The 24,355-nt window shown below is 67.9% G+C and carries 25 protein-coding genes and 1 pseudogene; 14 read left to right on the forward strand and 12 right to left on the reverse strand.

Annotated features, from left to right (window positions below; translation table 11 throughout):
* The coding region (locus tag GXZ33_RS02330; RefSeq protein WP_291339242.1) for an NAD(P)H-hydrate epimerase at window positions 1-975 on the reverse strand (975 nt) is incomplete at its 3' end.
* Between the two features lie 9 nt (window positions 976-984).
* Window positions 985-1,800 carry a DNA-formamidopyrimidine glycosylase family protein gene (locus GXZ33_RS02335; RefSeq protein WP_291339243.1) on the reverse strand — a complete coding sequence of 272 codons (816 nt, stop codon included), beginning with the start codon at window positions 1,798-1,800 and terminating at the stop codon, window positions 985-987.
* 139 nt (window positions 1,801-1,939) lie between these two features.
* Between GXZ33_RS02335 and GXZ33_RS02340 the strand changes: the two genes are divergently transcribed.
* Both GXZ33_RS02340 and GXZ33_RS02345 read left to right on the forward strand, forming a co-directional pair.
* Window positions 1,940-3,433, forward strand: coding sequence for a DUF1846 domain-containing protein (locus tag GXZ33_RS02340; protein ID WP_291339244.1), 1,494 nt, complete (start codon window positions 1,940-1,942; stop codon window positions 3,431-3,433).
* A 138-nt stretch (window positions 3,434-3,571) separates the two neighbouring features.
* On the forward strand, window positions 3,572-4,489 hold the full coding sequence (locus GXZ33_RS02345; RefSeq protein WP_291339245.1) for a rhodanese-related sulfurtransferase: 918 nt from the start codon (window positions 3,572-3,574) through the stop codon (window positions 4,487-4,489).
* Here the strand turns inward: GXZ33_RS02345 and GXZ33_RS02350 are convergent.
* Genes GXZ33_RS02350 through GXZ33_RS02365 form a run of 4 tightly spaced genes read right to left on the reverse strand, consistent with a single transcriptional unit; the run spans window position 4,486 to window position 7,646 of the window.
* Window positions 4,486-5,016 (reverse strand): hypothetical protein, encoded by a 531-nt coding sequence (locus GXZ33_RS02350; protein WP_291339246.1) that lies wholly within the window; start codon window positions 5,014-5,016, stop codon window positions 4,486-4,488. The two genes, GXZ33_RS02345 and GXZ33_RS02350, sit on opposite strands and share 4 nt — an antisense overlap.
* 22 nt (window positions 5,017-5,038) lie before the next feature.
* Window positions 5,039-5,989: a universal stress protein gene (locus tag GXZ33_RS02355; RefSeq protein ID WP_291339247.1), complete on the reverse strand. Its 951-nt coding sequence runs from the start codon at window positions 5,987-5,989 to the stop codon at window positions 5,039-5,041.
* Window positions 5,990-6,038: 49 nt separating this feature from the next.
* Window positions 6,039-6,500 carry a MarR family transcriptional regulator gene (locus GXZ33_RS02360; RefSeq protein ID WP_291339248.1) on the reverse strand — a complete coding sequence of 154 codons (462 nt, stop codon included), beginning with the start codon at window positions 6,498-6,500 and terminating at the stop codon, window positions 6,039-6,041.
* Between the two features lie 54 nt (window positions 6,501-6,554).
* The gene (locus GXZ33_RS02365; RefSeq protein ID WP_291339249.1) at window positions 6,555-7,646 is read right to left on the reverse strand and encodes an inositol-3-phosphate synthase; all 1,092 of its coding nucleotides are present in this window, start codon (window positions 7,644-7,646) and stop codon (window positions 6,555-6,557) included.
* A 139-nt stretch (window positions 7,647-7,785) separates the two neighbouring features.
* Between GXZ33_RS02365 and GXZ33_RS02370 the strand changes: the two genes are divergently transcribed.
* From GXZ33_RS02370 to GXZ33_RS02410, 9 genes are all read left to right on the forward strand, one after another.
* Window positions 7,786-8,160: a DUF5318 family protein gene (locus GXZ33_RS02370; protein ID WP_291339250.1), complete on the forward strand. Its 375-nt coding sequence runs from the start codon at window positions 7,786-7,788 to the stop codon at window positions 8,158-8,160.
* 164 nt (window positions 8,161-8,324) lie between these two features.
* On the forward strand, window positions 8,325-10,442 hold the full coding sequence (locus GXZ33_RS02375; protein ID WP_291339266.1) for a transglycosylase domain-containing protein: 2,118 nt from the start codon (window positions 8,325-8,327) through the stop codon (window positions 10,440-10,442).
* Window positions 10,443-11,828 carry a glycosyltransferase 87 family protein gene (locus tag GXZ33_RS02380; RefSeq protein ID WP_291339251.1) on the forward strand — a complete coding sequence of 462 codons (1,386 nt, stop codon included), beginning with the start codon at window positions 10,443-10,445 and terminating at the stop codon, window positions 11,826-11,828.
* Window positions 11,825-12,025, forward strand: a complete 201-nt coding sequence (locus GXZ33_RS02385; RefSeq protein WP_291339252.1) for a hypothetical protein — start codon at window positions 11,825-11,827, stop codon at window positions 12,023-12,025. Before GXZ33_RS02380 ends, GXZ33_RS02385 begins: the two co-directional genes overlap by 4 nt.
* A 154-nt stretch (window positions 12,026-12,179) precedes the next feature.
* Window positions 12,180-12,467: a 30S ribosomal protein S6 gene (gene rpsF, locus GXZ33_RS02390; RefSeq protein WP_291339253.1), complete on the forward strand. Its 288-nt coding sequence runs from the start codon at window positions 12,180-12,182 to the stop codon at window positions 12,465-12,467.
* 65 nt (window positions 12,468-12,532) lie between these two features.
* Window positions 12,533-13,156 carry a single-stranded DNA-binding protein gene (locus tag GXZ33_RS02395; RefSeq protein ID WP_291339254.1) on the forward strand — a complete coding sequence of 208 codons (624 nt, stop codon included), beginning with the start codon at window positions 12,533-12,535 and terminating at the stop codon, window positions 13,154-13,156.
* Window positions 13,157-13,215: 59 nt separating this feature from the next.
* Window positions 13,216-13,668: a 50S ribosomal protein L9 gene (gene rplI / locus GXZ33_RS02400; RefSeq protein WP_291339255.1), complete on the forward strand. Its 453-nt coding sequence runs from the start codon at window positions 13,216-13,218 to the stop codon at window positions 13,666-13,668.
* A gap of 555 nt (window positions 13,669-14,223) precedes the next feature.
* The gene (gene dnaB, locus GXZ33_RS02405; protein ID WP_291339256.1) at window positions 14,224-15,717 is read left to right on the forward strand and encodes a replicative DNA helicase; all 1,494 of its coding nucleotides are present in this window, start codon (window positions 14,224-14,226) and stop codon (window positions 15,715-15,717) included.
* Between the two features lie 118 nt (window positions 15,718-15,835).
* Complete coding sequence (locus GXZ33_RS02410) at window positions 15,836-16,408, forward strand: PadR family transcriptional regulator (protein ID WP_291339257.1); 573 nt, start codon at window positions 15,836-15,838, stop codon at window positions 16,406-16,408.
* Here GXZ33_RS02410 and GXZ33_RS02415 read toward each other — a convergent pair.
* Window positions 16,371-17,552 carry an MFS transporter gene (locus tag GXZ33_RS02415; protein ID WP_291339258.1) on the reverse strand — a complete coding sequence of 394 codons (1,182 nt, stop codon included), beginning with the start codon at window positions 17,550-17,552 and terminating at the stop codon, window positions 16,371-16,373. The genes GXZ33_RS02410 and GXZ33_RS02415 overlap by 38 nt on opposite strands.
* Before the next feature lie 324 nt (window positions 17,553-17,876).
* Between GXZ33_RS02415 and GXZ33_RS02420 the strand changes: the two genes are divergently transcribed.
* Window positions 17,877-18,056 (forward strand): hypothetical protein, encoded by a 180-nt coding sequence (locus tag GXZ33_RS02420; RefSeq protein ID WP_291339259.1) that lies wholly within the window; start codon window positions 17,877-17,879, stop codon window positions 18,054-18,056.
* Here GXZ33_RS02420 and GXZ33_RS02425 read toward each other — a convergent pair.
* From GXZ33_RS02425 to GXZ33_RS02440, 4 genes are all read right to left on the reverse strand, one after another.
* A complete protein-coding gene (locus tag GXZ33_RS02425; protein ID WP_291339260.1) occupies window positions 18,053-19,393 on the reverse strand; it encodes an MFS transporter in 1,341 nt (446 codons plus the stop codon). The genes GXZ33_RS02420 and GXZ33_RS02425 overlap by 4 nt on opposite strands.
* Window positions 19,390-21,666, reverse strand: coding sequence for a heavy metal translocating P-type ATPase (locus tag GXZ33_RS02430; protein ID WP_291339261.1), 2,277 nt, complete (start codon window positions 21,664-21,666; stop codon window positions 19,390-19,392). The genes GXZ33_RS02425 and GXZ33_RS02430 overlap by 4 nt, the downstream gene beginning before the upstream one ends.
* 77 nt (window positions 21,667-21,743) lie before the next feature.
* The gene (locus GXZ33_RS02435) at window positions 21,744-21,947 is read right to left on the reverse strand and encodes a heavy-metal-associated domain-containing protein (protein WP_291339262.1); all 204 of its coding nucleotides are present in this window, start codon (window positions 21,945-21,947) and stop codon (window positions 21,744-21,746) included.
* A gap of 65 nt (window positions 21,948-22,012) precedes the next feature.
* On the reverse strand, window positions 22,013-22,219 hold the full coding sequence (locus GXZ33_RS02440) for a heavy-metal-associated domain-containing protein (RefSeq protein ID WP_291339263.1): 207 nt from the start codon (window positions 22,217-22,219) through the stop codon (window positions 22,013-22,015).
* Window positions 22,220-22,348: 129 nt separating this feature from the next.
* On the opposite strand from GXZ33_RS02440, the gene trxA reads away from it, so the two are divergent.
* Together trxA and GXZ33_RS02450 are read left to right on the forward strand one after the other, a co-directional pair.
* Window positions 22,349-22,732 (forward strand): thioredoxin, encoded by a 384-nt coding sequence (gene trxA, locus GXZ33_RS02445; protein ID WP_291339264.1) that lies wholly within the window; start codon window positions 22,349-22,351, stop codon window positions 22,730-22,732.
* A 131-nt stretch (window positions 22,733-22,863) separates the two neighbouring features.
* Window positions 22,864-23,727 carry a PspA/IM30 family protein gene (locus tag GXZ33_RS02450; protein WP_291339265.1) on the forward strand — a complete coding sequence of 288 codons (864 nt, stop codon included), beginning with the start codon at window positions 22,864-22,866 and terminating at the stop codon, window positions 23,725-23,727.
* A gap of 6 nt (window positions 23,728-23,733) precedes the next feature.
* On the opposite strand, the pseudogene GXZ33_RS02455 reads toward GXZ33_RS02450, so the two are convergent.
* A pseudogene (locus GXZ33_RS02455) lies at window positions 23,734-24,355 on the reverse strand (NYN domain-containing protein); the annotation flags it as partial.

Genomic DNA, 24,355 nt, shown 5'->3' on the forward strand with positions numbered 1-24,355 from the left:
GACGACCCACGCCTGCACCCGCCCGGTGTCGGCGACCGTGCCGGAGATGACCACCTCCGGCACCGCCCGGACCACGTCCCGCCCGAGCGGGCCGACGTAGCGGACCATCGCGCTGGTGGCGCGGACGGCACCCAGGGCGGTGAGCGTCGCGGCACCCGGGTACGTCTCCGACCCCGCGCACAGGCCGACGACCCCGCCGCTGTACTTGTCGTGTCCCGCGCCGGGTTCGAGCGACCCCCGCCAGGTCACGGCGTGCAGCGGGTGGAGGGGAGCCGGCCAGTCCCGGCCGGATTCCAGCGCGCGGAACGGCTGGACCTGCGGGGTCCGCCCCCGGAGCACCTCCTCCGACAGTGCCGCCGAGAGGGAGTCCTCCCCGTTGGCGATGTCCGCCACCAGCACCTCCCCGCACGCGTTGCCCACCGCATGCGCGAGACGCAGACCCCCGAACGTGACGGTGACGTCGGCGGTGACGTGGTGCTCCGGCAGGGCACCGGTGTCGGCGTCGACCCCCGAGGGGACGTCCACCGCCAGGACCGGGACCCCGTCCTCCCGGGCCTGCCGCAGCCAGGCCCCCAGCTCCGGGGTGAGTCCCCCGGAACCACCGATGCCGAGGATGCCGTCGATGATGAGGTCCGGCTGCGTCGGCAGCTCATCCACGACGACGCCCCCGGCCTCCCCGAAGGCCGCCAGCGCCCGTTCATGCACCCGGCCCTCCCGGCCGAGGAGGACCGCCCGCACACCGTGGGCCGCGGCCAGCTCCGCCCCCGCGTAGAGCGCGTCACCGCCGTTGCCCCCGGAACCGACCAGCAGGCAGACCTCGGCCCCCTCCACCCCGGCGAGCATCGTGGCCGCCGCGACGGCCACCGCATGGGCCGCCTGGCGCATGAGGTGGTCGGGCTCCGGTTGGGCGTCGAGAAGCACCTGCTCGCAGGCACGGATCGTGGCGACCGGATGGGCGGAGCTGCGCAGCATCATGACTTCAGGCTAGTCATCCCCCTGACACGACGGGCACCAGAAGAGGTTGCGGCCCTCCATCACCCGGTGACTGATCGGCGTGCCGCAGACGTAGCAGGGCAGCCCGGCGCGACGGTAGACGTAGACCTCGCCGCCGTGGTCGTCCTCCCGGGGCTCCCGGTTCATGGCCTCCGGGGTGTGGTCCGCGCGCACGGTGTCGATGCGGCCCGACTCCACACCCTCCGCCATGAGCCCCACCAGGTCGAGCCAGATGCTGTCGAACTCCGCCTTCGTCAACCGGGTGCCCGGCAGGAACGGGGAGATACCCAGCCGGAACAGCGTCTCCGCGCGGTAGATGTTGCCCACCCCGGCGAAGAGCTTCTGGTCCATCAGCTGCGAACCGATGGTGCGCCGCGACCGGTGGACCCGCGGCCACAGGGCCTCCGGATCGGCGTCCCCGCGGATCGGATCCTCCCCCGACCGCGCCCGGATCTCCGCGTACTCCTCCTCCGTGATGAGCCGGCACCACTGCGGCCCCCGCAGATGCGCCGCGACATCCCCCGCACGGATCCGCAGACGGATCTGCCCCCTCAGCTCCTCCGCCGGCTCGAACGTCAACTGCCCGATGAGACCCAGGTGGATGTAGACGATGTGCTCCGGGTGGGGTGCGTCGAACTCGATGAACAGATGCTTGCCGACGGCCTCGGCCCGGGTGATCCGGTGGCCGTCGAGAAGCTCCGCCTCGGCGGAGAAACGACCCTGCGGGGACGTGACCTCCAGTGCGCCGCCGGTGAACCCCGCGTTCAGATCGCGGGCGAGACGATGGATGACATGACCTTCAGGCATGCCGGACAGTCTAGTTCCCCCGCTTCCGCGCAGGTCACCGGGATGAAGGAGTGCGCAGCTGCGCACTGCGAGAAGTTCGGACGGACACTGAGGCGGTAGAGTCAGTGCAGTCAGAGCCACGAACCCAGGGGAAAAACGCATGCCGCACAGGATCGGATTCGATCGCGAACGTTACATCGAACTGCAGTCGGAGCACATCAACGCCCGCCGCTCGGAGATCGGCGGCAAGCTGTACCTCGAGATGGGCGGCAAGCTCTTCGACGACATGCACGCCTCCCGCGTCCTGCCCGGCTTCACCCCGGACAACAAGATCGCCATGCTCGAGCGCATCCGCGAAGACGTCGAGATCATCGTCTGCCTCAACTCCAAGGACCTCGAACGCCAGAAGATCCGCGCCGACCTGGGCATCCCCTACGAGGAGGACACGCTCCGCCTCATCGACGTGTTCCGTGAGCGCGGCTTCCTCGTGGAGAACGTCGTGATGACCCAGCTCACCGACGACAACCCCATCGCCCACGCCTTCATGGAACGCCTCCAGCGTCTCGGACTCAAGGTGCACCGCCACCGCGTCATCCCTGGCTACCCGACGGACACCCGCCGCATCGTCTCCGAGCAGGGCTTCGGCGTCAACGACTACGTCGAGACCAGCCGTGACCTGGTGGTCGTCACCGCGCCGGGTCCCGGCTCCGGCAAGCTCGCCACCTGCCTGTCGCAGGTGTACCACGAGTACCAGCGGGGCGTGAAGGCCGGCTACGCCAAGTTCGAGACCTTCCCCATCTGGAACCTCCCCCTCGAACACCCGGTCAACCTCGCCTACGAGGCCGCCACCGCCGACCTCGACGACATCAACGTCATCGACCCCTTCCACCTCGCCGCCTACGGCCGTCAGGTCACCAGCTACAACCGCGACGTCGAGGTATTCCCCCTGCTGCGCACCCTCCTGGAGACCCTCGCCGGGGAGAGCCCCTACCAGTCGCCGACCGACATGGGCGTCAACATGGTCGGCCACTGCATCTCCGACGACGAGATCTGCCGCGACGCCTCCCGCCAGGAGATCGTGCGCCGCTACTACAAGGCCCTCGTCGAGGAGCGCCGCGAGGACCTCGACGACGTCGTCTCCTCCCGCATCGGCATGATCATGTCGAAGGCCCGCACCACGGTCGAGGACCGCCGCGTCGTCGCCCCCGCCCTGGCCGTCGCGCAACAGACCGGTGAGCCGGGCTCCGCGATCGAGCTGGCCGACGGCACCATCATCACCGGCAAGACCACCCCGCTGCTGGGCTGCTCGGCCGGCATGCTGCTCAACGCGCTCAAGCACCTCGCCGGCATCGACCGGGAGCTGCACCTGCTGTCCCCGGAGTCGATCGAACCGATCCAGACCCTCAAGCTGGAGCACCTCGGCTCCCGCAACCCGCGTCTGCACACCGACGAGGTGCTCATCGCCCTGTCCGTGTCCGCCGCCGACAGCGACGACGCGCGCCGGGCCCTGGCCGAGCTGAAGAACCTCCGCGGCTGCGAGGTCCACACCACCACCATCCTCGGTTCGGTGGACGAGGACATCTTCCGCAACCTGGGCGTGTTGGTCACCTCGGAGCCGGAGTACTGGCGCAAGTCGCTGTACCGCAAGCGTTAGGGTGCTGTCTCAACCTGTCGAATCTGTCTGCATGGCTCATCATGCATAACCGCCTGACCTGCGGTTCCGTGAAAGCGGGAAATACAGGATCGACAGGTTGAGACAGCCGGTCGGAGGGCGCCGGATAGACTCAGAGCCGTGGCCATCAGCAAAATCCTCCTCTACTACCGCTTCACCCCGATCGCCGACCCGAAGGCGGTGATGCTCTGGCAGCGTGACCTGTGCGAGTCGCTCGGGCTGCGCGGACGCATCCTCGTCTCGGAGCACGGCATCAACGGCACGGTCGGCGGTGACATCGACGCGTGCAAGAAGTACATCCGCAAGACGCGGGACTACCCGGGCTTCAAGGACATGGAGTTCAAGTGGTCCGAGGGCGGGGCGGAGGACTTCCCGAAGCTGAGCGTGAAGGTGCGCGACGAGATCGTCGCGTTCAACGCCGCCGGCGAGATCAAGGTCGACGAGGACGGCATCATGGGGGGCGGTGTGCATCTCAGGCCGGAGGAGGTCAACGAGCTCGTCGATGCCCGCGGGGATGAGGTCGTGTTCTTCGACGGCCGTAATGCGATGGAGGCGCAGATCGGCAAGTTCCGGGACGCGGTCGTCCCGGACGTGACCACCACGCACGACTTCATCGGGGAACTCGAGTCCGGCAAGTACGACTGGATGAAGGACCGGCCGATCATCACCTACTGCACCGGCGGCGTGCGCTGTGAGATCCTCTCCTCGCTCATGCTCAACCGCGGGTTCCGGGAGGTCTACCAGATCGACGGCGGCATCGTCCGCTACGGCGAGAAGTACGGTAACTCGGGCCTGTGGGAGGGGTCGCTGTACGTGTTCGACAAGCGCATGCACGTGGAGTTCGGTGAGGACTACAAGGAGCTCGGCCACTGCCTCCACTGCGGCGGGCACACGAACAACTTCATCAACTGCCTCAACGAGGACACCTGCCGGAAGCAGGCGCTGGTCTGTGAATCATGTGCGGCGCAGCCGGCGACCGCGCACTGTGGTCGCCCGGACTGCGCCGACGTGGCGGCCCGGGTGGCAGCCGGGGCCTAGTTGCTGAGGGCCGCGATGAGGATCTGCCAGGTCTGCAGCATCCACATCATGGCGAAGGGGATGAGCACCCAGAAGACGCCCATCCACGGGCGCCACCGGGTGTAGCTGTTGAGCTTGCGCACCATGATGACGGCGCAGCCGATGACGCCGGCCATGGCGAAGGCGCTGGTGACGATGGGCCACCAGATCTGCGCGGAACGGGTGCACAGCCAGGCGGCCTCGCCGGCGTCGCACAGCGGGCCGCCCATCAGGCGGGTCACCAGGGCGAGGAGGAAGCCGCCGCCGATGGTCACCACGAACGTGCCGATCATCCAGGTGATGGCCTGCCGGGTGGAGCGTCGGTTGCGCTCCTGCTGCAGGATCGGGTCGGTGGAGGAGGCGAGTTCCTCGGCGGTCTTCGGCTCGGGTGGGCGCCGGTTGTGGAAGTCGGCGTCCGCCGTGAGGTCATTCTCCGGGTGGTCCAGGAAGTTACGCCAGTTCAGGCGGCCGGGCTCCGGCTGAGAGGATTCGTTCTCCGGGTGACTCATGGAATCAACCTTAGACCCCCCGTCAATCCCGTGGCGAGGGGTGGATGAACACCGGGACGTGCACGTGGCGGAGGAACTCGGTGGCCGTCGAGCCGACGAACACGCGCTCCAGCGTGCCGGGCGGGGTGGACCCGAGGATGAGGAGGTCACCCTTGCGCCACTTCAGGGCGTCGATGGCGCCGGCCCAGCCGTGACCGGTGCCGATGTCGGACTCGACCTCGACGTCGGGGTACAGGTCCGCGATGACGTCGTGGCTGCGGTCGAGGACGGCGAGGGAGTGCTCCCGCCATTCGTCGATGAGTTCGCGTGAGAAGTCGAGTTTGTCGTGGAAGGCCTGGTCGGCGATCCCTGACGGGGAGAAGGCGAGGATGCGCATCCCGACGTCCCAGTTGTCCGCGAGGTTCGCGGCGTAGTGGAGGGAGTGGTCGTTCTCGTCGATCTCGGTTTCGAGGAATGCGTAGTTCACCCGGGTGACGCCGCGCTTCGACAGCCGCACCGCACGTGGTGCGAGCCCCAGGGGCACCGGGGAGGAGTGGAGCAGCGCGTCGGCGGTGGAGCCGGCGATGAACCGGCCCTTCGGTGCGGTGGACTCGGAACCGAGGATGATCAGGTGCGCCCCGAAGTCGTCGGCGGCCTCGCTGATGAGGAAGGACTCGCTGGGGCCGTCGAGGAACACGGAGTACTGCTCGTCCCAGGCCTGCTTGTCGACGCCCGCGTTGTTCAGCGCCCGCTTCACCGCGGTCTCGCAGGCTTCCGCCTGTTTACGGAACCACTTCTGGTACTTGCCGCCGAGGCGGCTGAAGGAGGACGCCGGCCAGGGCCGGGTCAGGGTGGAGACGACGCGGATCTGCACGTCGGTGGTACGACTGAGCCAGGCCGCGAGCTCGATGGACTCGGTGCCCGGGGAGTCGGGGCGCCACGCGACCAGGATGCGGGAGGGGGCGTCATCGGCAGCGATAAAAGTGGATGCCATTCATTAATCGGGGTGTAGGGGGGTGTTTACGCCCCCTATTATCCCCGTTTTACCCCTCGTTTGTGTCAATGAGGTCGGCGCCATAGTTGTCGGCGAGTTTGTTGATGATTCCGGTCAGTTCGCCGACGCGGGCGAGGTCCTCCTCGCTGAGGGTGCCGAGCATCTCCGCGAGGTACTTGGTGCGCTCCTCGCCGACACGCTCCAGCTCGCTCTCGCCGAGGCTGGTGAGCTGCACGCGCACGCCGCGACGGTCGTGCTCGTCGCGGATGCGCTCCACCAGCTCCCGCTGCTCCAGCTGGTGGAGAGCATTGGAGGCGGTGGGCATGCGGATGCCCTCCTTGCGGGCGATCTGGCTGATCCGCGCGGGTCCGCGGTCCTTGAGACGCGCCATGATCGACAACTGCGGTCCCGTCAGGGCGGACTGTTCGGCAATGCGGAAGTACATGACGTACAGCTTCGTCATTGCCGGACGGATCCGGGCGGCGATGTCCTCAGGGGTCGATGGTGTCATGGTCTCCATAGTAGACACCTTTGTCCCCGAAACCGATACGCCCGGAGAGCCTGACTAGTCGTCGGCGCCGATGATGAATGCCTCGAGCTGGGCGCGGGCATCCTCGTCGGCCATCTGCACCGGCGGGGACTTCATCAGGTAGGCCGAGGCCGGCAGGACCGGGCCGGCGACCTTGCGGTCGAGGGCGATCTTGGCGGCGCGGACGGCGTCGATGATGATGCCCGCGGAGTTCGGGGAGTCCCAGACCTCGAGCTTGTACTCCAGGTTCAGCGGGACCTCACCGAAGGCGGTGCCCTCCAGGCGGACGTAGGCCCACTTGCGGTCGTCGAGCCACTCGACGTAGTCGGACGGGCCGATGTGGACGTTGCGGTCCTCGGTCTTGCCGGCGATGGGGGACTCCACCAGGTTGGAGGTGACGGCCTGGGTCTTGGAGATCTTCTTGGACTCCAGACGGTCACGGTCGAGCATGTTCTTGAAGTCCATGTTGCCGCCCACGTTGAGCTGCATGGTGCGCTCCAGGCGGACACCGCGGTCCTCGAAGAGCTTGGCCATCACGCGGTGGGTGATGGTGGCGCCGACCTGGGACTTGATGTCGTCGCCGACGATCGGGAGACCGGCGTCGATGAACTTCTGCGCCCACTCCGGGTCGGAGGCGATGAACACCGGCAGGGCGTTGACGAAGGCGCAGCCCGCGTCGATGGCGGCCTGGGCGTAGAACTTGTCCGCCTGCTCGGAGCCCACCGGCAGGTAGGAGACGACGACGTCGACCTCGGCGTCGCGAAGCGCCTGGGCGACATCGACCGGAGCCTCGGAGGACTCCTCGACGGTCTCCATGTAGTGCTTGCCCAGACCGTCGAGGGTCGGGCCACGCTGCACGGTCACACCGGTGGCCGGGACGTCGGCGATCTTGATGGTGCAGTTCGGGGACGCCTCGATGGCGTCCGCCAGGTCGGTGCCCACCTTGGCGGCATCGACGTCGAAGGCTGCGACGAACTCCACGTCGGAGACGTGGTAGTCACCGAACTGGACGTGCATCAGGCCCGGGACCTTCTCATCGGCGGGGGTGTCCTTGTAGAACTCCACGCCCTGGACCAGCGAAGTGGCGCAGTTACCTACACCGACAATTGCCACGCGAACCTTGCTCATATATCCGTTCACTCCTTGCGTCAGGTTATTCAACGGTCCATCGTATGCCGTCGCATGCGCGGAAAGCAGATCGGGGGCCAGCATGATCGATCAAGAAGCCTGGTGCGGGCAGGGTCCGGACGTGCGTAGACTGCACGGCGTGACAGGAGAACACGTCGTCTACCGCAATGAGATCTCGCACCGTTTCGCCCGCGCTGAGCTGCTGCGTCAGTGGCGGGCCGGTGAGGTCTCCCGTGACGAGGTGTGCGACGCCGACTTCCTGCTCGTCACCGCCGCGCAGTACCACGGCGTGCCCGCCGGCCACGTCTGCCCGGTGTGCGGATCCGATGACCTGCGCATCGTGCAGTGGATCCACGGGGAGCAGCTCGGACGGATGGCGGGGACGGCCCGCAGCGACGAGGAGATCGCCCGGATCGTGGCCTCCGGGCGGGAGGCGACCGTGCACACGGTGGAGGTCTGTCCCCGCTGCCGGTGGAATCATCTGCTCACCGCGGTGACCGCCACGGCCCGCTGACCCGCCCGAACCTGCGGAAAGATTCCCCAACCGGGCCTCGGGGCAGTAGTGTTCACGGGTGTAACAACCCTCATCAGTGATCACAGCGGGGACAACACGTGTCAGACAAGAAGAACACCAGCTCCACCGGCTCGTCGCGGGCTGCAGACCGGGAGAAGAAGGGCATCAGCGAGAAGGCCCGTCGTCACCCGATTCTCACGACCGCCCTGGGTGCCCTGGCCGCGCTGATCCTCATCCCGCTGGGCGTCTTCCTCGTGGCCTACGCCACCGTCGACGTGCCCGAACCCGGCGAGCTGACCTCCGCGCAGGTGTCCGCCATCTATGCGTCGGACTCCTCGACGGAGCTGGCGCGCGTCGTGCCGCCGGAGGGCAACCGCCGTCAGGTGCCCCTCGAGGAGGTGCCGGTGCACGTGCAGAACGCGGTGCTGGCCGCCGAGGACCGTGAGTTCTGGACCAACCAGGGCTTCTCCTTCACCGGTTTCGGCCGCGCCGTGATCGGTCAGATCACCGGCAACCCGTCCGCGGGTGGTGGTTCCACGATCACGCAGCAGTACGTGAAGAACGCCCTCGTCGGTGACGAGCACTCCTACGTGCGTAAGGCACGCGAGCTGGTCTACTCCGTGAAGATGACCAACGAGTGGGCCAAGGAGGACATCCTCTCGGCGTACCTCAACACGGTGTACCTCGGCCGCAACGCCTACGGCGTGGAGGCCGCGTCGCACGCGTACTTCAACAAGTCGATCTCCGAGCTGACCCCGGAGGAGGGCGCGGTCCTCGCCGCCACGATCCAGCTGCCGAGCCAGCTCGACCCGTGGAACAACCGGGAGGGCGCCGAGGCCCGTTGGAACTACGTCCTCGACGGCATGGTCGAGATGGAGGTGCTCCCGGAGGAGGAGCGCACGGGTCTGCACTACCCGGAGACCCGCAACCCGGCCGAGTACTCCGCCTACACCGAGGCGACCGGCACCAACGGCATGATCAAGAACCATGTCATGGACGAGCTCAAGCGCATCGGCATCACCGAGGAGGACGTGACCACCCGCGGTCTGCGGATCACCACGACCATCGACATGCAGGCCCAGAACGCCACGGTCGACGCGGTCCACACCAACCTGGCGCAGCTGCAGGAGGACGCCCGCGCGGGCGTCGTCTCCGTGGAGCCGGGCACCGGTGCCGTCCGCGCCTACTTCGGTGGCGACGACGCCGCCGGCTGGGACTACGGCAACGCCGCCCTGCAGACCGGTTCCACCTTCAAGATCTTCGGCCTGGCCGCCGCCCTCCAGCAGGGCATCCCGCTGTCCGCGGTGTACGACTCCTCCGCGGTCATGCTGCCGGGCAACATCCAGGTGACCAACTGGGACGGCGGCAGCGCCGGCTACACCACCCTGTCGGAGGCGCTGAAGCGTTCCTTCAACACCAGCTTCATCCGTCTACAGGACGACCTGATCAACACCACCCAGGACACCGCCGACATGGCACACGCCCTGGGCATGGCGAAGACCCTGCCGGGTGTGCCGGCGACGCTCACCGAGTTCGGTGAGCAGCCCTACGAGGGCATCATCCTCGGCCAGTACCAGTCCCGTCCGCTGGACATGGCGACGGCCCTGGCCACCCTGGCCAACCGCGGTGTGTGGCACGAGACCTACTTCGTCGAGCGGGTGGAGACCTCCGAGGGCGAGGTGCTCTTCCAGCACGAGGCCGGGGAGGGGGAGCGTCGTGTGGCGGAGGTCGTCGCCGACAACCTGCTCAACGCGATGGAGCCCATCGCCGCCTACTCCAACGGCAACTCCCTGGCCGGGGGCCGCCCGTCGGCCTCCAAGACCGGTACCGCGCAGCTCGGCAACACGGGTCTGAACAAGGACGCCTGGATGATCGGCGCGACCCCGCAGCTGGCCACCGCCGTGTGGGTGGGCACCGCGGACAACACCACCGCGATCTTCAACCCGTGGGGCGGCAACATGTTCGGTGCCGGCACCCCGGCGTCGATCTGGAAGGCCTCGATGGACGGTGCCCACGAGGGCAAGGAGATCGAGTACTTCGCCACCCCGGGTCCGATCAACTTCGGCACCGGCATCCCGTCCGGCGGCAACGCCCTGAGCTACGTCCCGGCCCCGCCGGCACCGGTGTACCAGGCCCCGGCCCCGGCCCCGGCCCCCGCACCGGAGCCCGAGCCGGAGCCGGAGCCGGTCGAGGAGGTCCCGTTCGAGCCGGTCCCGGAGCCTGAGCCGGAGCCGGACACGATTGAGATCCTGCCGGGTCTCGTGATCGAGCTGCCCAACTAAGTGGCTGCCCGAGAGTTTCCTGAGCGCGTCGCCCCGGCCACCACGGAGCCGGTGGCGCGGGGGTTCGTCGATTTCCTGGGTGGTCCCGTGGGCCGCTTCGCGGCGGTGGGGCGCCAGCGGTGGTGGACGCCGCTGCGGGTGCTCATCTCCGTGGCCCTGGTGTTCCTCTCCTTCGGTTTCCTGTCGAAGGCGCGCTGCCTCGAGGGGGTCCGCGGGGAGGACGGGGTCATCGGGCTGAACTGGTCGGGCGACCGTCAGTACATCGCAGCCTGCTACAACGACATCACCCCGCTCTACGGGGGCCGCGGGCTGGACCAGCCGGGCTTCCCCTACGCCTACTCCTGGGTGGAGGGGGATCTCACCCGCTACCTGGAGTACCCGGTGCTGGCGGGTCTGTTCCAGGGGGCGGTCGCGTGGGTCTCGCGCCTGACGTACCCGCTCATCGAGCGCACGCCGTTCACCATCCCGGAGGCCTCCTGGTACTTCGGGCTCACCGCGCTGGTGATGTCCGCGCTGTGGGTGCTCACCATCCGCATGGTCGCGGAGCTGGCGGGCCACCGTATCTGGGACACGGTGCTCGTGGCGGCCTCCCCGCTGGTCATCGTCCACGCGTTCACGAACTGGGACATCCCGTCCATCACGTTCGCGGTCGGGGCGGTCCTGGCGGCCTCCCGCGGGCGGTACGGGGTGGCGGGTGTGCTCATCGGTCTGGGCACGGCCTTCAAGCTGTGGCCCCTGTACCTGCTCGGTGCGTATCTGGTGCTGGCGATCCGTGACCGCCGGTTCGTCCCCTTCCTCACGATGGTCTTCTCGGCGGCGGTCGTGTGGCTGGTGGTCAACGTCCCCGTCATGGTGATGTACCCGGCGGGCTGGGGGGAATTCCTCCGCCTCAACAGTGAGCGCGGAGCGGAGTGGACGACGATCTACCAGATCATCGTGCGCAACACCCCGCTGCCGACCTACCCCGTCGGGTTGCTGAACATCGTCTCGTTCGGCCTGTTCGCCGCCGCGTGTCTGGCGATCCTCATCCTCGGGCTGCGGGCCCCCCGTCGTCCGCGTGCGGTCGAGCTGATCTTCCTCATCGTGGTGGCGTTCCTGGTGTTCAACAAGGTGTGGTCCCCGCAGTACTCCCTGTGGCTGGTCATCCCGGCCGTCCTGGCGCTGCCGCGCTGGCGTCTGCTGCTCACGTGGATGACGGTCGACGCCCTCGTGTGGCCGCTGCTCATGTGGTACATGCTCGGCCCGGAGAAGATGGGCATCCCCTCGGAGCTTCTCGACGCCGCCCTCCTCACCCGCCTCGCCCTCCTCACCGTCATGGTCGTGCTGGTGGTGCGGCAGATGCTGGAGCCTGGGAAGCCGGTGGAGCACCGTATGGTGGACGCATGAGCACCGTCACCGTCCTGGGCATCGCCTCCATCGTCATCGGCTTCCTCTGCATCGCCGCGGCGTTCCACACCTTCATGAAGAAGTACCCGACCGTCTGGCCGGTGGCCTTCGGCATCGGCGCCTTCATCTTCGTCACCGTCATCCCGGTGTTCCTCGCGGTGTTCTTCGCGACGATGCCGGGCGACGTCACACGGTGACCCCCGTGACCACCGGGGCGTCGGCAAGCAATTAACTCTTTGTGCCCCGGGTGCGGTACGCTGCTGGGGTTGCTTGACGCAACAGACCCTCCTGTCACGCCCACATGGGGCGTGGCCGAACACAATTACTAGACCATAGGAGGTGATGAGGTCGATGCGTCACTACGAAATCATGATCATCCTGGATCCGACTCAGGATGAGCGCACCGTTGCCCCGTCCCTGGATAAGTACCTTGAGAATGTCCGTAAGGACAACGGCAAGGTCGAGAAGGTTGATGTCTGGGGTAAGCGTCGTCTTGCCTACCCGATCAACAAGAAGGAAGAGGGCGTCTACGCCGTCATCAACCTCGAGTGCGAGTCTGCGACCGTGCTCGAGCTGGACCGCGTTCTCAACCTGAACGACTCCGTCCTGCGCACCAAGGTTCTGCGCACCGACGCTTAAGAACGGATACTGGGTGACGAGCACACGCCCGTCGCCCGGGCCCGTCACTGGAAGGTAAGAAGAACATGGCTATTGGAGATACCCCCATCACCGTTGTCGGCAACATCGTCGCCGACCCTGAACTCCGCTTCACCCCCTCGGGTGCCGCGGTGGCTAATTTCCGCATCGCCTCGACCCCGCGTGCCTTCAACAGGGACACGAACCAGTGGGAAGACGGCGAGGCCCTGTTCCTCACCTGCAACGTCTGGCGCCAGGCAGCCGAGAATGTCGCGGAGACCCTCACCAAGGGCATGCGCGTCATCGTCAACGGACGCCTCAAGCAGCGCAGCTACCAGACGAAGGAGGGCGAGAACCGCACGGTCTTCGAGATCGAGGTCGACGAGGTCGGTCCCTCGCTGAAGTTCGCCTCCGCCCAGGTCAACCGCAACCCCCGTGAAGGTGGCGGTTCCTACGGCGGCGGTGGTTTCGGCGGCGGCCAGCCCCAGGGCCAGCGCATGCAGCAGGGCCAGCCCCAGCAGCAGCCGTCTCAGTACCAGGGCGGTTTCGGTCAGCAGGGCCAGCAGGCCCCGCAGGCCCAGCCCCAGCAGGCACCCCAGCAGCCGCAGCAGATGCCGGCCAACGACCCGTGGGGTTCCGCCCCGCCGGCCGGTGGTTTCGGCGGTGCGGCCGATGACGAGCCTCCGTTCTGATCGAGCAGATCAACCCACTCACTTTTCCCGACAGGGATGAACAACGAAAGGCAGGGATCATGAAGCTGATCCTCACCGCTGCCGTTGAGAACCTCGGAGACGCAGGAGACGTCGTCGAGGTCAAGAACGGTTACGGACGCAACTACCTGCTTCCCCGCGGCCTGGCCATCGTGGCCACCCGTGGTGCTGAGAAGCAGATCGAGGGCATCCAGCGTGCCCAGGAGGCTCGCGCCATCCGCGACCTCGACCACGCCCGTGAGGTCCGTGAGCAGCTCGAGCAGCTGACCGCAGTGACCGTGCAGGTTCGCACCTCTGACTCCGGCAAGCTCTTCGGTTCCGTGAAGACCGACGACATCGCCGACGCAGTGAAGAAGGCAGGCGGCCCGACCCTGGACAAGCGCACCATTGAGCTGCCCAAGGGTCTCGTGAAGAAGACCGGTAACTACCAGGTCATCGTCAAGCTCCACGACGACGTGACCGGCAAGATCAACTTCGAGGTCGTCGCCGCGTAACTCGCGCCATGACGACGGTCGGGGTTGCCCCGGCCCAACGACAACAGCTTTTCGACGCCCCGCGGAACGTGAACCGCGGGGCGTCGTTGTCGTCTGTGTGGGGAGGTCTGTGCACCGGGTTGTGGACGGGCTGTGGATAATTGTGGACAAACTGGGGACGGTAACCTCCCCGTAACCCTCCGGTGGCCCCGGTGACGCCCTCCCGTCGCCTGCAGGTGCTCCCCGAGGGCCTGTCAAAGGTGCTGGTGAGGGTGGTTATGCACCGTTCGGGGAAAGTTGTCCACAGGGGTGGAAATACTGCTTGACCAGCGGCGATGATGGTCTGTCCACCGGTCGGGGAGGGGATTGTCCACAGTTTGTCCACAGGCCCGGTGGCGTCGAAAAGCGCTTTGACTGCCGTTAACCATGAGTTATCCACAGAACCTGTGGATAACTACCCCGTGAGAGGCCCTCTGAACCTGTGGATGGACCCCGGTCACGTGCCGGGGGAAGTGAGTTGTCCACAGGCTCCTGTGCGGATTCGTGTCCGCCGGGACGGTGACTAGACTGCGACTCATGACTTCAGGAATCAGTGACGCCAGCTTCGACGACGACTACGTGCCGCCGTCGGAGCCGGATCTCCCGGAGGACCCGGGCGCGCTGGTCCCCGCCTTCCAGGCGCCGGAACGCCAGGGCGGCCGGCCGGAGCGGCGTCGCAACCGGGGTAACACGGGTGCCGCCTTCGGTGAGTACCGCCAGCCGCCCCACGACCGCGAGGCGGAGCAGGGCGTGCTCGGCGCGATGCTGCTGAGCCCGAACACCGTCGTGGAGATCATCGGCGAGCTCTCGCCGGAGGACTTCTACCACCCGGCGCACCAGCTGATCTACTCGGCGATGATCGACCTGTTCGGTGAGAGCAAGGACATCGACCCGGTCATCGTCGCCGGCCGGCTCGACCGGCACAACGACCTCGAGCGGGTCGGCGGTGCCCCCTACCTGCACACCCTCATCTCCTCGGTGCCGACCGCGGCGAACGCCCGCTACTACGCGGAGATCGTCGCGGAGAAGGCGATCCTGCGCCGGCTCGTCGACGCCGGCACGCGCGTCGTCCAGCTCGGCTACGAGGGCAACGAGGGCGCGGAGGTCGAGACCGTCCTCGACCTGGCGCAGCAGGAGGTCTTCGCCATCGCGCAGAAGACCGAGACCGAGGACTACGCCGTCCTGGCCGACATCATCGAGCCGACGATGGAGGAGCTCGACCAGATCGCCAACCTGGGTGGCCTGGCGCAGGGCGTGCCCACCGGGTTCGTCGACCTGGACAACCTCACCAACGGTCTGCACGGCGGGCAGATGATCATCGTCGCCGCCCGCCCCGGTGTGGGTAAGTCGACGATCGCGCTGGACTTCATGCGCTCGTGCTCGATCAAGCACAACAAGGCGTCCGTCATCTTCTCCCTGGAGATGAGCAAGTCGGAGATCGTCATGCGCCTGATGTCGGCGGAGACGTCGATCAAGCTGTCCGACATGCGTTCCGGCCGCATGACCGACGAGTCGTGGACCACCCTGGCCAACCGCGTCGGTCAGATCTCCGAGGCGCCGCTGTTCATCGACGACTCCCCGAACCTCACCATGATGGAGATCCGCTCCAAGGCCCGCCGCCTCAAGCAGAAGCACGACCTGCAGCTCATCGTCATCGACTACCTGCAGCTGATGAGCTCCGGCAAGAAGGTCGAGTCCCGTCAGCAGGAGGTCTCGGAGTTCTCCCGTCAGCTCAAGCTGCTGGCCAAGGAGCTCGACGTGCCGCTGGTGGCGATCTCGCAGCTCAACCGTGGTCCGGAGGCGCGTACCGACAAGCGCCCGCAGCTCGCCGACCTCCGTGAGTCCGGCTCCCTCGAGCAGGACGCCGACATGGTCATGCTGCTCTACCGCCCGGACTCCCAGGACCGCGAGGACGTCCGCGCCGGCGAGGCCGACATCATCCTGGCCAAGCACCGTGGTGGCCCCATCGACACCGTCACCGTCGCGCACCAGCTGCACTTCTCCCGTTTCGTGGACATGGCGCGCGGCTGACGGCGGGGCGGGTGGGTGCCTGCCCGCCAACCCTGTAGCGACACATCACTATTGACATAGCGATACATCGCAAGTTATGGTGGCGTCAGACATTCCGATATATCGAAAGGAAAAGAGAATGTACGACATCACCATCAACCAGGGCCCCGCCAACGACTGCTGCGGAAGCCACGGGCATCACGGCGGCGGAGGCGGCGGCCGCAAGCGTCGTCGCATGCACGGACGTCACGGACATCACCACGGCGGCCGCCGGGGCAGGGGACGGGGCGGCCGCGCCGGCCGCGGCGACCTCCGTCAGGTCATCCTCGTGCTGCTTGCCGACGCCCCCATGCACGGCTACCAGCTCATCTCCGAGATCGGGGAGCGCACCGAGGGTGCGTGGACCCCGTCGCCGGGCGGCATCTACCCCAACCTCAGCCTCCTCGAGGACGAGGGTCTGATCACCATGTCGGTGGAGGAGGGCCGCAAGCTCGCCACCCTCACCGCCGAGGGACGCGCCCAGGTCGAGGCCAACCCTGCGTGGGCCGGGATCCTCGACGACTACCGCGAGCGTTCCGACGAGGATCCGCGGGGCCGCTACGGCATGGCCTTCCGGGAGTTGAAGGAGGCGGTGCGTGGGGCGGGCGTCGAGAAGCAGGAGGAGGTCGCCGAGATCATCGCTGAGGCTGCGAAGCGGGTCCGCGCCCTCTAGCGATGTGCACGACCGGCACGATCGAGGCGGCCGCGACCACCGCGCCGCCGAGGAAGAGCGGCGGGTAGCCGAGCAGCGGGCCGAGGTACGACAGGACCAGCGGGACGAAGAAGCCGACGTAGGTCAGTGAGTAGAAGACCGCGGTGGCCGCACCCAGTTCCTTCGGCGGCGCGATGAGCTGGACCTCGCGCAGACCGGAGACCATCATCACGCCGTAGGCGGCGCCCAGCAGCACCGCCGCGGGAAAGACCAGCCAGGGCCACCCCGTCACCGCGACGGCGGTGGCCCCCAGCATGCCCAGGATGACGAAGCCGAGGCCGAGGATCGCCGGCGGCACCAGGTCCGAGCCGAAGCTGGAGGCCAGCGGCTGGATGAGCACGCCGGTACCCATCGTCACCGCCACGACGACGCCGGTGAAGGCCACGGGCCACGTCAATGAGTCGTTGACCAGGGCGGGGAGGACGGCGAAGGACGTCGCCACCGCGCCGAATCCCCAGGGCGCCCAGGCGGCCACGGCGAAGAGGAAGTGGCGCGAGAGCACGCTGCGGGAGAAGAAGTCCCGTCGCACCGCCCCCGGCTGGGGCGCACCACCCGGGGTCTGCCACACCAGCGGCGCGATGAGGATCAGCAGGACGATGTGCACCAGATAGGGCAGCAGGTTGGGGTGGGGGAGGAACTCGGCGATGAGGCCCGCCAGCAGCGGGCCGCCACCGAAGCCGAGGGAGAGCGAGACCGTGGCCCGGCGGGCGCCCAGGTGGGCGGGGCCGGTCGACAGCTCCTGCAGCCAGGCGGCGCCGGCGGCCATGATGAGGCCGATGGCGGTGCCGGCGACGAAGCGTCCCAGTGAGAGCGCGAGGAAGGAACCGCCCGACCCGAAGGCGAGGATCGCGGACCCGACCCCGCCCAGGAGGAGCGCCGGGCGGATCATCGCGCGGCGCCCCTTCACGTCCGACAGGGGTCCGCCGATGAGCAGCGAGGGCACCAGGCCGAGGACGTAGATCGCCAGGAGGAAGGTCACCTGCGACTGGGAGAGCCCCGCGACCTGCCGGTAGGAGGGCAGGAGCGGGGCGAAGATGTTGGCGCCGAAGGCGAGGACGAACATGCCCAGTCCGACGCGGACCCAGGTGCGGGAATCAGTGCTCATGCGGGCCTCCAGGGGGACGGTGCTTGTGTCGGCTTGTGACGGTCCGCACAGTCTATGTCCCGGCGGCGGGGCCGCGGCCCCCGGGGTGGCGTCACCCCCGGAATGGGGTGGGGCGGGCTGATGGCCCCGTCGCGGCCCGGGCTATAAGTGAGGAATGTCACGCCTAAAAGGGTTGATTTCCTGCGCTTTTGCTGCTTCTTAGGGTCACCTATTTAAGGTCGACATTACTAAGGTATGGCTTACCAATGGTGCCTGACCTGCGAAAACGCCGTAAGCTGAGCGTCATCACATAACAGGAACAACGCAGTACCAAGGAGGGACATCATGACCACTCGAGAGTTCAACCCGCGGACCCTGTCAGGCGCAGCCTTCAACCCGGCCATCCGCGTCGAGCGCACCGAGAGGGCCACCATCCTCGAGGTCCCGCGCCAGCTCAGCGACTTCACCCGCGAGCGTAAGCCGAGCCTGCTCGACCGCCTCGCGTGGATGTTCTACTTCGGCTAGACGTCCAGCACCTTGCCGCGCTGCTCGGGGAGTGTCAGCGTGGCCACCGCGGCCAGCAGGAACGCCGCGGAGAACAGGCTGAAGAGGGCGATCGAATCGCCCCACAGCAGGATCGGGGGAACGATCAGCGGAGCCATGATCGACGCGAGGCGGCCGAAACCGGCCGCCGCACCCGTGCCCGCACCACGCACGTGCGAGGGGTAGAGCTCCGGACCGATCGCGTACAGCGCGCCCCAGGCACCCAGGTTGAAGAAGGACAGCAGGCAGCCGGCCACGATGATCGTCGTCTCCGTGGAGGCGGTGCCGAAGAACAGCGCCGACGCCGCCGAGCCCACCAGGAACGTCGCCAGGGTGTGGCGCCTGCCCCAGGCCTCGATGAGCCAGGCCGCCACGGCGTAGCCCGGCAGCTGTGCCAGCGTGATGATGAGCGTGAACTGGAAGGACTTCACCAGCGTGAAGCCGTCCGCCACCAGCAGTGACGGGATCCAGATGAACGCCCCGTAGTAGGAGAGGTTCACGCAGAACCACACGATCCACAACGCGGCGGTGCGACGCCTCAGACCCCGCGCCCAGATGGACGTGGCCTCCGCGAAGTCCTCGCGGGGGAGGTCGCGGAGGCGTTGCTGCTCGGCGGCGTCGATAAGCTCCAGCTGCTGCCTGTCGACGTCCCCCTCGAAGGAGGCGACGACCTGCTCCGCCTCCTCGTGGCGGCCCTGGTCCTCCAGGAAGCGGACGGACTCCGGCAGGCTGCGGCGCACGTAGACGGCGTAGAGGGTCGGGACCATGCCGATGGCCAGGGCCCACCGCCAGCCGTTGTCGCCGGTGGTGACCACGAAGTAGCCGATGAGGGCCGCGGCGATCCAGCCGACGGCCCAGAAGGCCTCGAGGATGACCACCATGCGGCCGCGGTATTTACGCGGCGAGAACTCCGAGACCAGCGTCGACGCGACGGGCAGCTCCGCACCCAGGCCGAGGCCGACCACGAAACGCAGGGCGATGAGCACCGCGAGGCTGCCCGCCAGTGCGGAGGCGCCGGTGGCCAGTCCGTAGACCAGCAGGGTGAGGGCGAAGACCTGGCGACGGCCGATACGGTCGGCCAGCAGCCCGCCGAAGGTGGCGCCCAGCGCCATGCCGACGAAGCCGACGGAACCGAGCCAGGACGTCTGGGTGGGGGTGAGCCCCCAGTGGACGGCCAGGGCGGCCATGATGAAGGAGATGAGGCCGACGTCCATCGCGTCGAGCGCCCATCCGATGCCGGAGCCGAACAGCAGCCTCCGGTGTTTACCTGTGACCGGCAGCCTGTCGAGGCGCTGGTTCCTGGTCAGTTGTTGGTTCATGTTCCGATCTTAAACCCGCGCAGGCGCAGGGAGTTGGTGACCACGAACACGGAGGAGAACGCCATGGCCACGCCGGCGAGCATCGGGTTGAGGAAACCGAGTGCCGCGACCGGGATGAGCACCACGTTGTAGGCGAAGGCCCAGAACAGGTTGCCCTTGATGGTGCCGAGCGTGCGGCGCGACAGCCGGATGGCGTCGACGGCGGAGCGCAGGTCGTTGTTCATCAGGGTGATGTCGGAGGCCTCGATGGCCACGTCGGTGCCGGCGCCCATCGCCAGGCCCAGGTCGGACTGCGCCAGGGCCGCGGCGTCGTTGACGCCGTCACCGACCATGGCGACGTTGCGTCCCTCCTGCTGGAGCTTCTCGACGACCGCCACCTTGTCCTCCGGCATGACCTCCGCGATGACGTTGCCCGGGTCGATGCCCACCTCCGCGGCCACGGCCCGGGCGGCCCCGGCGTTGTCGCCGGTGAGCAGCATCGGGGTCATGCCCAGCTCCCGCAGGGCGGACACGGCGGCGGCGGAGGTCTCCTTGACGGTGTCCCGGACGGTGATGACACCGGCCGGCTGCCCGTCGACGGACACGACGACCGGGGTGCCGCCCTGGTCCTGGGCGGCGGTGAAGGCGGTCTGCAGCGCGCCGGGCAGCTCCCCGGCGGGGCGGCCGACGGTGATGGTGCGGCCCTCGACGGTGCCGGTCACGCCCTGACCGGCGAGGTTCCGGAATCCGGTGACCTCCGGCAGGCCCTCACCCGCGTGGCGGACGACGGCGGCGGCGATGGGGTGCTCGGAACCCGCCTCGACGGCGGCGCCCCAGCGCAGCACGTCCTCGGCGGAGTGCCCCTCACTGGCGAGCACGTCCGTGACTGACATGACGCCGGTGGTGACGGTGCCGGTCTTGTCCATGACGATGGTGTCCACGCGGCGGGTCGACTCGAGGACCTCCGGGCCCTTGATGAGCAGACCCAGCTGCGCGCCCCGGCCGGTGCCCACGAGCAGCGCGGTCGGGGTGGCCAGGCCGAGGGCGCAGGGGCAGGCGATGATGAGGACGGCGACGGCGGCGGTGAACGCCGGGGCGAGCCCGGATCCGAGCGCCAGGTGCGCGCCCAGCGTGAGCAGGGAGACGACGATGACCACCGGCACGAAGACCTGCGAGATCCGGTCGACCAGACGCTGGACGGGGGCTTTCCGGGCCTGCGCGTCGGAGACCAGGCGGGCCATCTGGGCGAGGGTCGTGTCCTCGCCCACGCGCGTGACCTCCACCAGGAGGCGGCCTGAGGCGTTGATCGTCGCGCCCGTGACGCGAGAGCCCACCCCCACCTCGACGGGCACGGATTCACCGGTGAGCATCGACTCGTCGACCGCGGAAGCGCCCTCGACGACGCGGCCGTCGGTGGCGATCTTCTCGCCGGGGCGCACGATGATGACGTCGCCGACCTGCAGATCCCGGACGGGGATGCGGACCTCGCGGTCGTCGCGAAGCACGGCGGCGTCCCGGGCGCCCATGTCGAGCAGTGCGCGCAGCGCCTCCGAGGAACGTCCCTTGGCGCGGACCTCGAACCAGCGGCCGAGCAGCAGGAACGTGATCACGACGGCGGTGGTCTCGAGGTAGATCTCGTCCATCGTCGTGTCGGAGGGGAAGAGGTGCATCTGCATCTTCATGCCGGGATGGCCGGCGTTGCCGAGGAACAGCGCCCACAGACTCCACAGGTACGCGGCGGAGGTGCCCAGCGTGATGAGGGTGTCCATCGTGAAGGAACGCTGCCTGAGGTTCGCCCACGTCGCCCGGTGGAACGGCGCGCCGCCGAAGAAGAACACCGGCGTGGTCATCGTCAGCACGGCCCACTGCCAGTTGGTGAACTGCAGCGCCGGGACCATGCTCAGCAGCACGATCGGCACGGTGAGCGCGGCCGACATGAGGAGGCGTTGCCTGAGGTCGGCGGACTCCCGGCGGCGTGCGGCCTCGTGGGGGCTCTCGCCTGCCGACGCCCCCTCGTCCCCCTCCGCGGAGGTCCCCGGGCCCACGGTGGTCTCGTCGGCGAGTTCGAAGGCGTCGTAGCCGGCGCCACGGACGACCTCGATGAGTGCCTCCGGGTCGATCCTGGTCGGGTCGTAGGATATGGAGGCCGACTCGGTGGCGAAGTTGACGGTGGCGTCCACGCCGTCGACCTTGTTGAGCTTGCGCTCCACGCGGCCCGAACAGGCGGTGCAGGTCATGCCGGTGACACCGAGGTCGAGCCGGACCAGGTCCACGGCAGGTTCTGTCTGTGTCATACCCTCACCCTATACCCCCCTAGGGTATCTGGCAATGAAGAAAAAGCCCGGACCCTGGGCAGGGTCCGGGCGGCGGGTTACTCGACGACCCGGTAGCCGGCCTCCTCGACGGCGGCGGTGACCAGTTCGTCGGTGAAGCCCTCGCCGGTGACGGTGACGGTGCCGGTCTCGTGCGAGGCCTGCACATCGGAGACGCCGGCGACCTCGCCGACCTCCTCCTGCACGGACATCTCGCAGTGTCCGCAGGTCATGCCCTCAACCTGGTAGTTCTTGACTGCCATGGCGATTCCTCTCCTCGGTGGGTGATAGGGGTGAGTCTATACCCGCAGGGGGTATGCGACAAGGATCAGTCCTGCTCCTTCAGCCGGTAACCGGCCGCCTCCACCGCGCGGGCGACGAGCTCATCGGAGATCTCCTCGCCGGTCACGGCCACGCGTCCGGTCTCCAGGTCCGCCTCGACTCCCTGGGTACCGGGGATCTCGTTGATCTCCTCCTCCACCGAGGCACGGCAGGCGTCACAGGTCATGCCTTCGACGACGTAGTTCTTGATCATGGGGTCCTTTCCTCCGGATGTCCCGTCCGAGTGGGAATAAAGTTCATCCGGGTAGGGTTGAGCTAGGAAGACACCGCATACAGGCGGTCGCAACTAGAACCATACAAAACGACTAAACAGGAGAATCCCTTGGCAACCATTGACGTCACTGAGGCCACTTTCGAGCAGACCGTGACCGGCGAGGGCATCGTCCTCGTCGACGCCTGGGCAGCATGGTGCGGTCCCTGCCGCGCCTTTGCCCCGACCTTCGAGGCAGCCTCCGAGAAGCACCCGGATGCCACCTTCGCGAAGCTGGACACCGAGGCCCACCAGGGTCTCGCCGCCGCCCTGCAGATCCAGTCCATCCCGACCCTGATGATCTTCCGCGACGGCATCATGGTCTACCGTGACGCCGGCGCCCTGCCCCCGGCCGCACTGGAGGACCTCATCGGCCAGGTCAAGGGCCTGGACATGGAGGATGTCCGCCGCCAGGTTGCCGAGGCCAACGCAGCCCGCGACGCCGAGGGCCAGTAACCCTCACCGACAGCCCGGTCCACATTCCGTACAGGGAGTGTGGACCGGGCTTTTTCCTGCCGACATGTCCGCGCCTTTCGCTCTAAACTCTGACGTACAACCCATTTTCGTCAGAAAGCGAGACCCACGATATGTCTAATCCCCTCTCCAAGGGCTGGAAGTACCTGATGGCGTCCTTCGATGCGAAGATCGACGAGAATGCTGACCCCAAGGTGCAGATCCAACAGGCCACCGACGCGGCCAAGAAGCAGCACCAGCAGATCACCCAGCAGGCGGCGGCCGTCATCGGCAACCAGAAGCAGCTCGAGATGAAGCTGGACCGACTGCTCAAGGCGCAGCAGGAGCACCAGGACCAGACGCGCACCGCCCTCCAGGCCGCCGACCGCGCCGCCGCAGAGGGTGACAACGCGAAGGCCCAGGAGTACACCAACACCGCCGAGATCTTCGCCTCCCAGCTGGTCGCCGTCGAGCAGCAGCTCGAGGAGACGAAGCAGCTCCACGCCCAGGCCACGCAGAATGCCGAGCAGGCCACCCGCCAGCAGCTCGAGTCCGAGGCCCGCCTCCGCGAGCAGCTCGCGCAGATCGACCAGCTGCGTGCCCAGGCGGATCAGGCCGCCATGCAGGAGACCGCCACGAAGGCGATGGACTCCATGCAGGAGCTGCGCCCGGACGGCAACGTGCCCACCCTGGACTCGGTGCGGGAGAAGATCGAACGTCGTTACGCGGAGGCCCTCGGTGCGCAGGAGCTCACCCAGACCTCCGTGGGTGACCGCATCGCGGAGATCGCCAGCGCCGGCACCGACATGAAGGCCGCCGCCCGTCTCGCCGAGATCCGCGCCTCCATGGCCGGCGGGAAGGAACTCACCGAGGGCGCCGCTGAGAAGCCCGAGCTCGTCGAGGCGGAGCCGGTCGAGCCCGCCGAACCTGCCGAGGCAGACGACGACGCCGCCGGGACCGGGGAGAACCCGGGGCCCGACGGCGTCGACAAGCAGTAGGAGGCGCTACTCGCGGCGGAAGTTGATCAGCACGCCGCGGATCCCCGAGTGGAAGCCGTCCCGGAGGTTGACGCGCTGCGACTCACTGAGCGTGTACTCGTGGAGCGTCTCGCACGCGAACTGCAGCAGCGGACGGTCGATCTCCGGGGGCAGCCCGCCACCGGAGAGCAGATGTGCCTGGTCACGCTGCTCCGACGTGGCGGCATTCTCATACCACCAGGTCGCGTACTGCTGGCCGACGTCGAAAGGCGTCTGGAAACCGGCCGAGGACCACACCTCCTCCGGCAGCGGCACATAACGCGAGCGCAGCTTCCTGCGCGGCGCCATCATGGAGGGCTTCGGGGCGCCCGGGCGGGGCGCCGGCTTGGGTGCCTCCTCCGCCTTCTTGTCGACCTGCTTATCGACGTCCCCCTCCTTCTCCTTCTCAGCCTTCTCCGTGGGGGCGGTGGGGCCGGTGGGCGTGGTCGGGGTCGGGCGGGGTGCGGGCGGCTGCACCGGGGTGCGCGCCTCCTGCGGGGAACGCTCGGGGAGCGGGATGTCGGCGTCGTCGATCTCGGACGCCTGCTGCGGCTGGCGGAGCGGCTCCGGCTGCGCCGACACGGCGGCGGCGGCCTGGACCGCGGCCTCC

The organism is Corynebacterium sp., assembly GCF_012838985.1.
In the GTDB taxonomy this organism is placed as follows: domain Bacteria; phylum Actinomycetota; class Actinomycetes; order Mycobacteriales; family Mycobacteriaceae; genus Corynebacterium.

Excerpts from the sequence above, each read along its gene's own strand:
- GXZ33_RS02340 (WP_291339244.1), top strand. The coding sequence starts at position 1,940 with ATGCCGCACAGGATCGGATTCGATCGCGAACGTTACATCGAACTGCAG.
- GXZ33_RS02365 (WP_291339249.1), bottom strand. The coding sequence starts at position 7,646 with ATGAGCAAGGTTCGCGTGGCAATTGTCGGTGTAGGTAACTGCGCCACT.
- GXZ33_RS02430 (WP_291339261.1), bottom strand. The coding sequence starts at position 21,666 with ATGACACAGACAGAACCTGCCGTGGACCTGGTCCGGCTCGACCTCGGT.
- GXZ33_RS02450 (WP_291339265.1), top strand. The coding sequence starts at position 22,864 with ATGTCTAATCCCCTCTCCAAGGGCTGGAAGTACCTGATGGCGTCCTTC.
- rpsF (WP_291339253.1), top strand. The coding sequence starts at position 12,180 with ATGCGTCACTACGAAATCATGATCATCCTGGATCCGACTCAGGATGAG.
- GXZ33_RS02385 (WP_291339252.1), top strand. The coding sequence starts at position 11,825 with ATGAGCACCGTCACCGTCCTGGGCATCGCCTCCATCGTCATCGGCTTC.
- dnaB (WP_291339256.1), top strand. The coding sequence starts at position 14,224 with ATGACTTCAGGAATCAGTGACGCCAGCTTCGACGACGACTACGTGCCG.
- GXZ33_RS02360 (WP_291339248.1), bottom strand. The coding sequence starts at position 6,500 with ATGACACCATCGACCCCTGAGGACATCGCCGCCCGGATCCGTCCGGCA.
- GXZ33_RS02420 (WP_291339259.1), top strand. The coding sequence starts at position 17,877 with ATGACCACTCGAGAGTTCAACCCGCGGACCCTGTCAGGCGCAGCCTTC.
- GXZ33_RS02350 (WP_291339246.1), bottom strand. The coding sequence starts at position 5,016 with ATGAGTCACCCGGAGAACGAATCCTCTCAGCCGGAGCCCGGCCGCCTG.
- GXZ33_RS02335 (WP_291339243.1), bottom strand. The coding sequence starts at position 1,800 with ATGCCTGAAGGTCATGTCATCCATCGTCTCGCCCGCGATCTGAACGCG.
- GXZ33_RS02395 (WP_291339254.1), top strand. The coding sequence starts at position 12,533 with ATGGCTATTGGAGATACCCCCATCACCGTTGTCGGCAACATCGTCGCC.
- GXZ33_RS02415 (WP_291339258.1), bottom strand. The coding sequence starts at position 17,552 with ATGAGCACTGATTCCCGCACCTGGGTCCGCGTCGGACTGGGCATGTTC.
- rplI (WP_291339255.1), top strand. The coding sequence starts at position 13,216 with ATGAAGCTGATCCTCACCGCTGCCGTTGAGAACCTCGGAGACGCAGGA.
- GXZ33_RS02355 (WP_291339247.1), bottom strand. The coding sequence starts at position 5,989 with ATGGCATCCACTTTTATCGCTGCCGATGACGCCCCCTCCCGCATCCTG.
- GXZ33_RS02425 (WP_291339260.1), bottom strand. The coding sequence starts at position 19,393 with ATGAACCAACAACTGACCAGGAACCAGCGCCTCGACAGGCTGCCGGTC.
- GXZ33_RS02435 (WP_291339262.1), bottom strand. The coding sequence starts at position 21,947 with ATGGCAGTCAAGAACTACCAGGTTGAGGGCATGACCTGCGGACACTGC.
- GXZ33_RS02410 (WP_291339257.1), top strand. The coding sequence starts at position 15,836 with ATGTACGACATCACCATCAACCAGGGCCCCGCCAACGACTGCTGCGGA.
- GXZ33_RS02440 (WP_291339263.1), bottom strand. The coding sequence starts at position 22,219 with ATGATCAAGAACTACGTCGTCGAAGGCATGACCTGTGACGCCTGCCGT.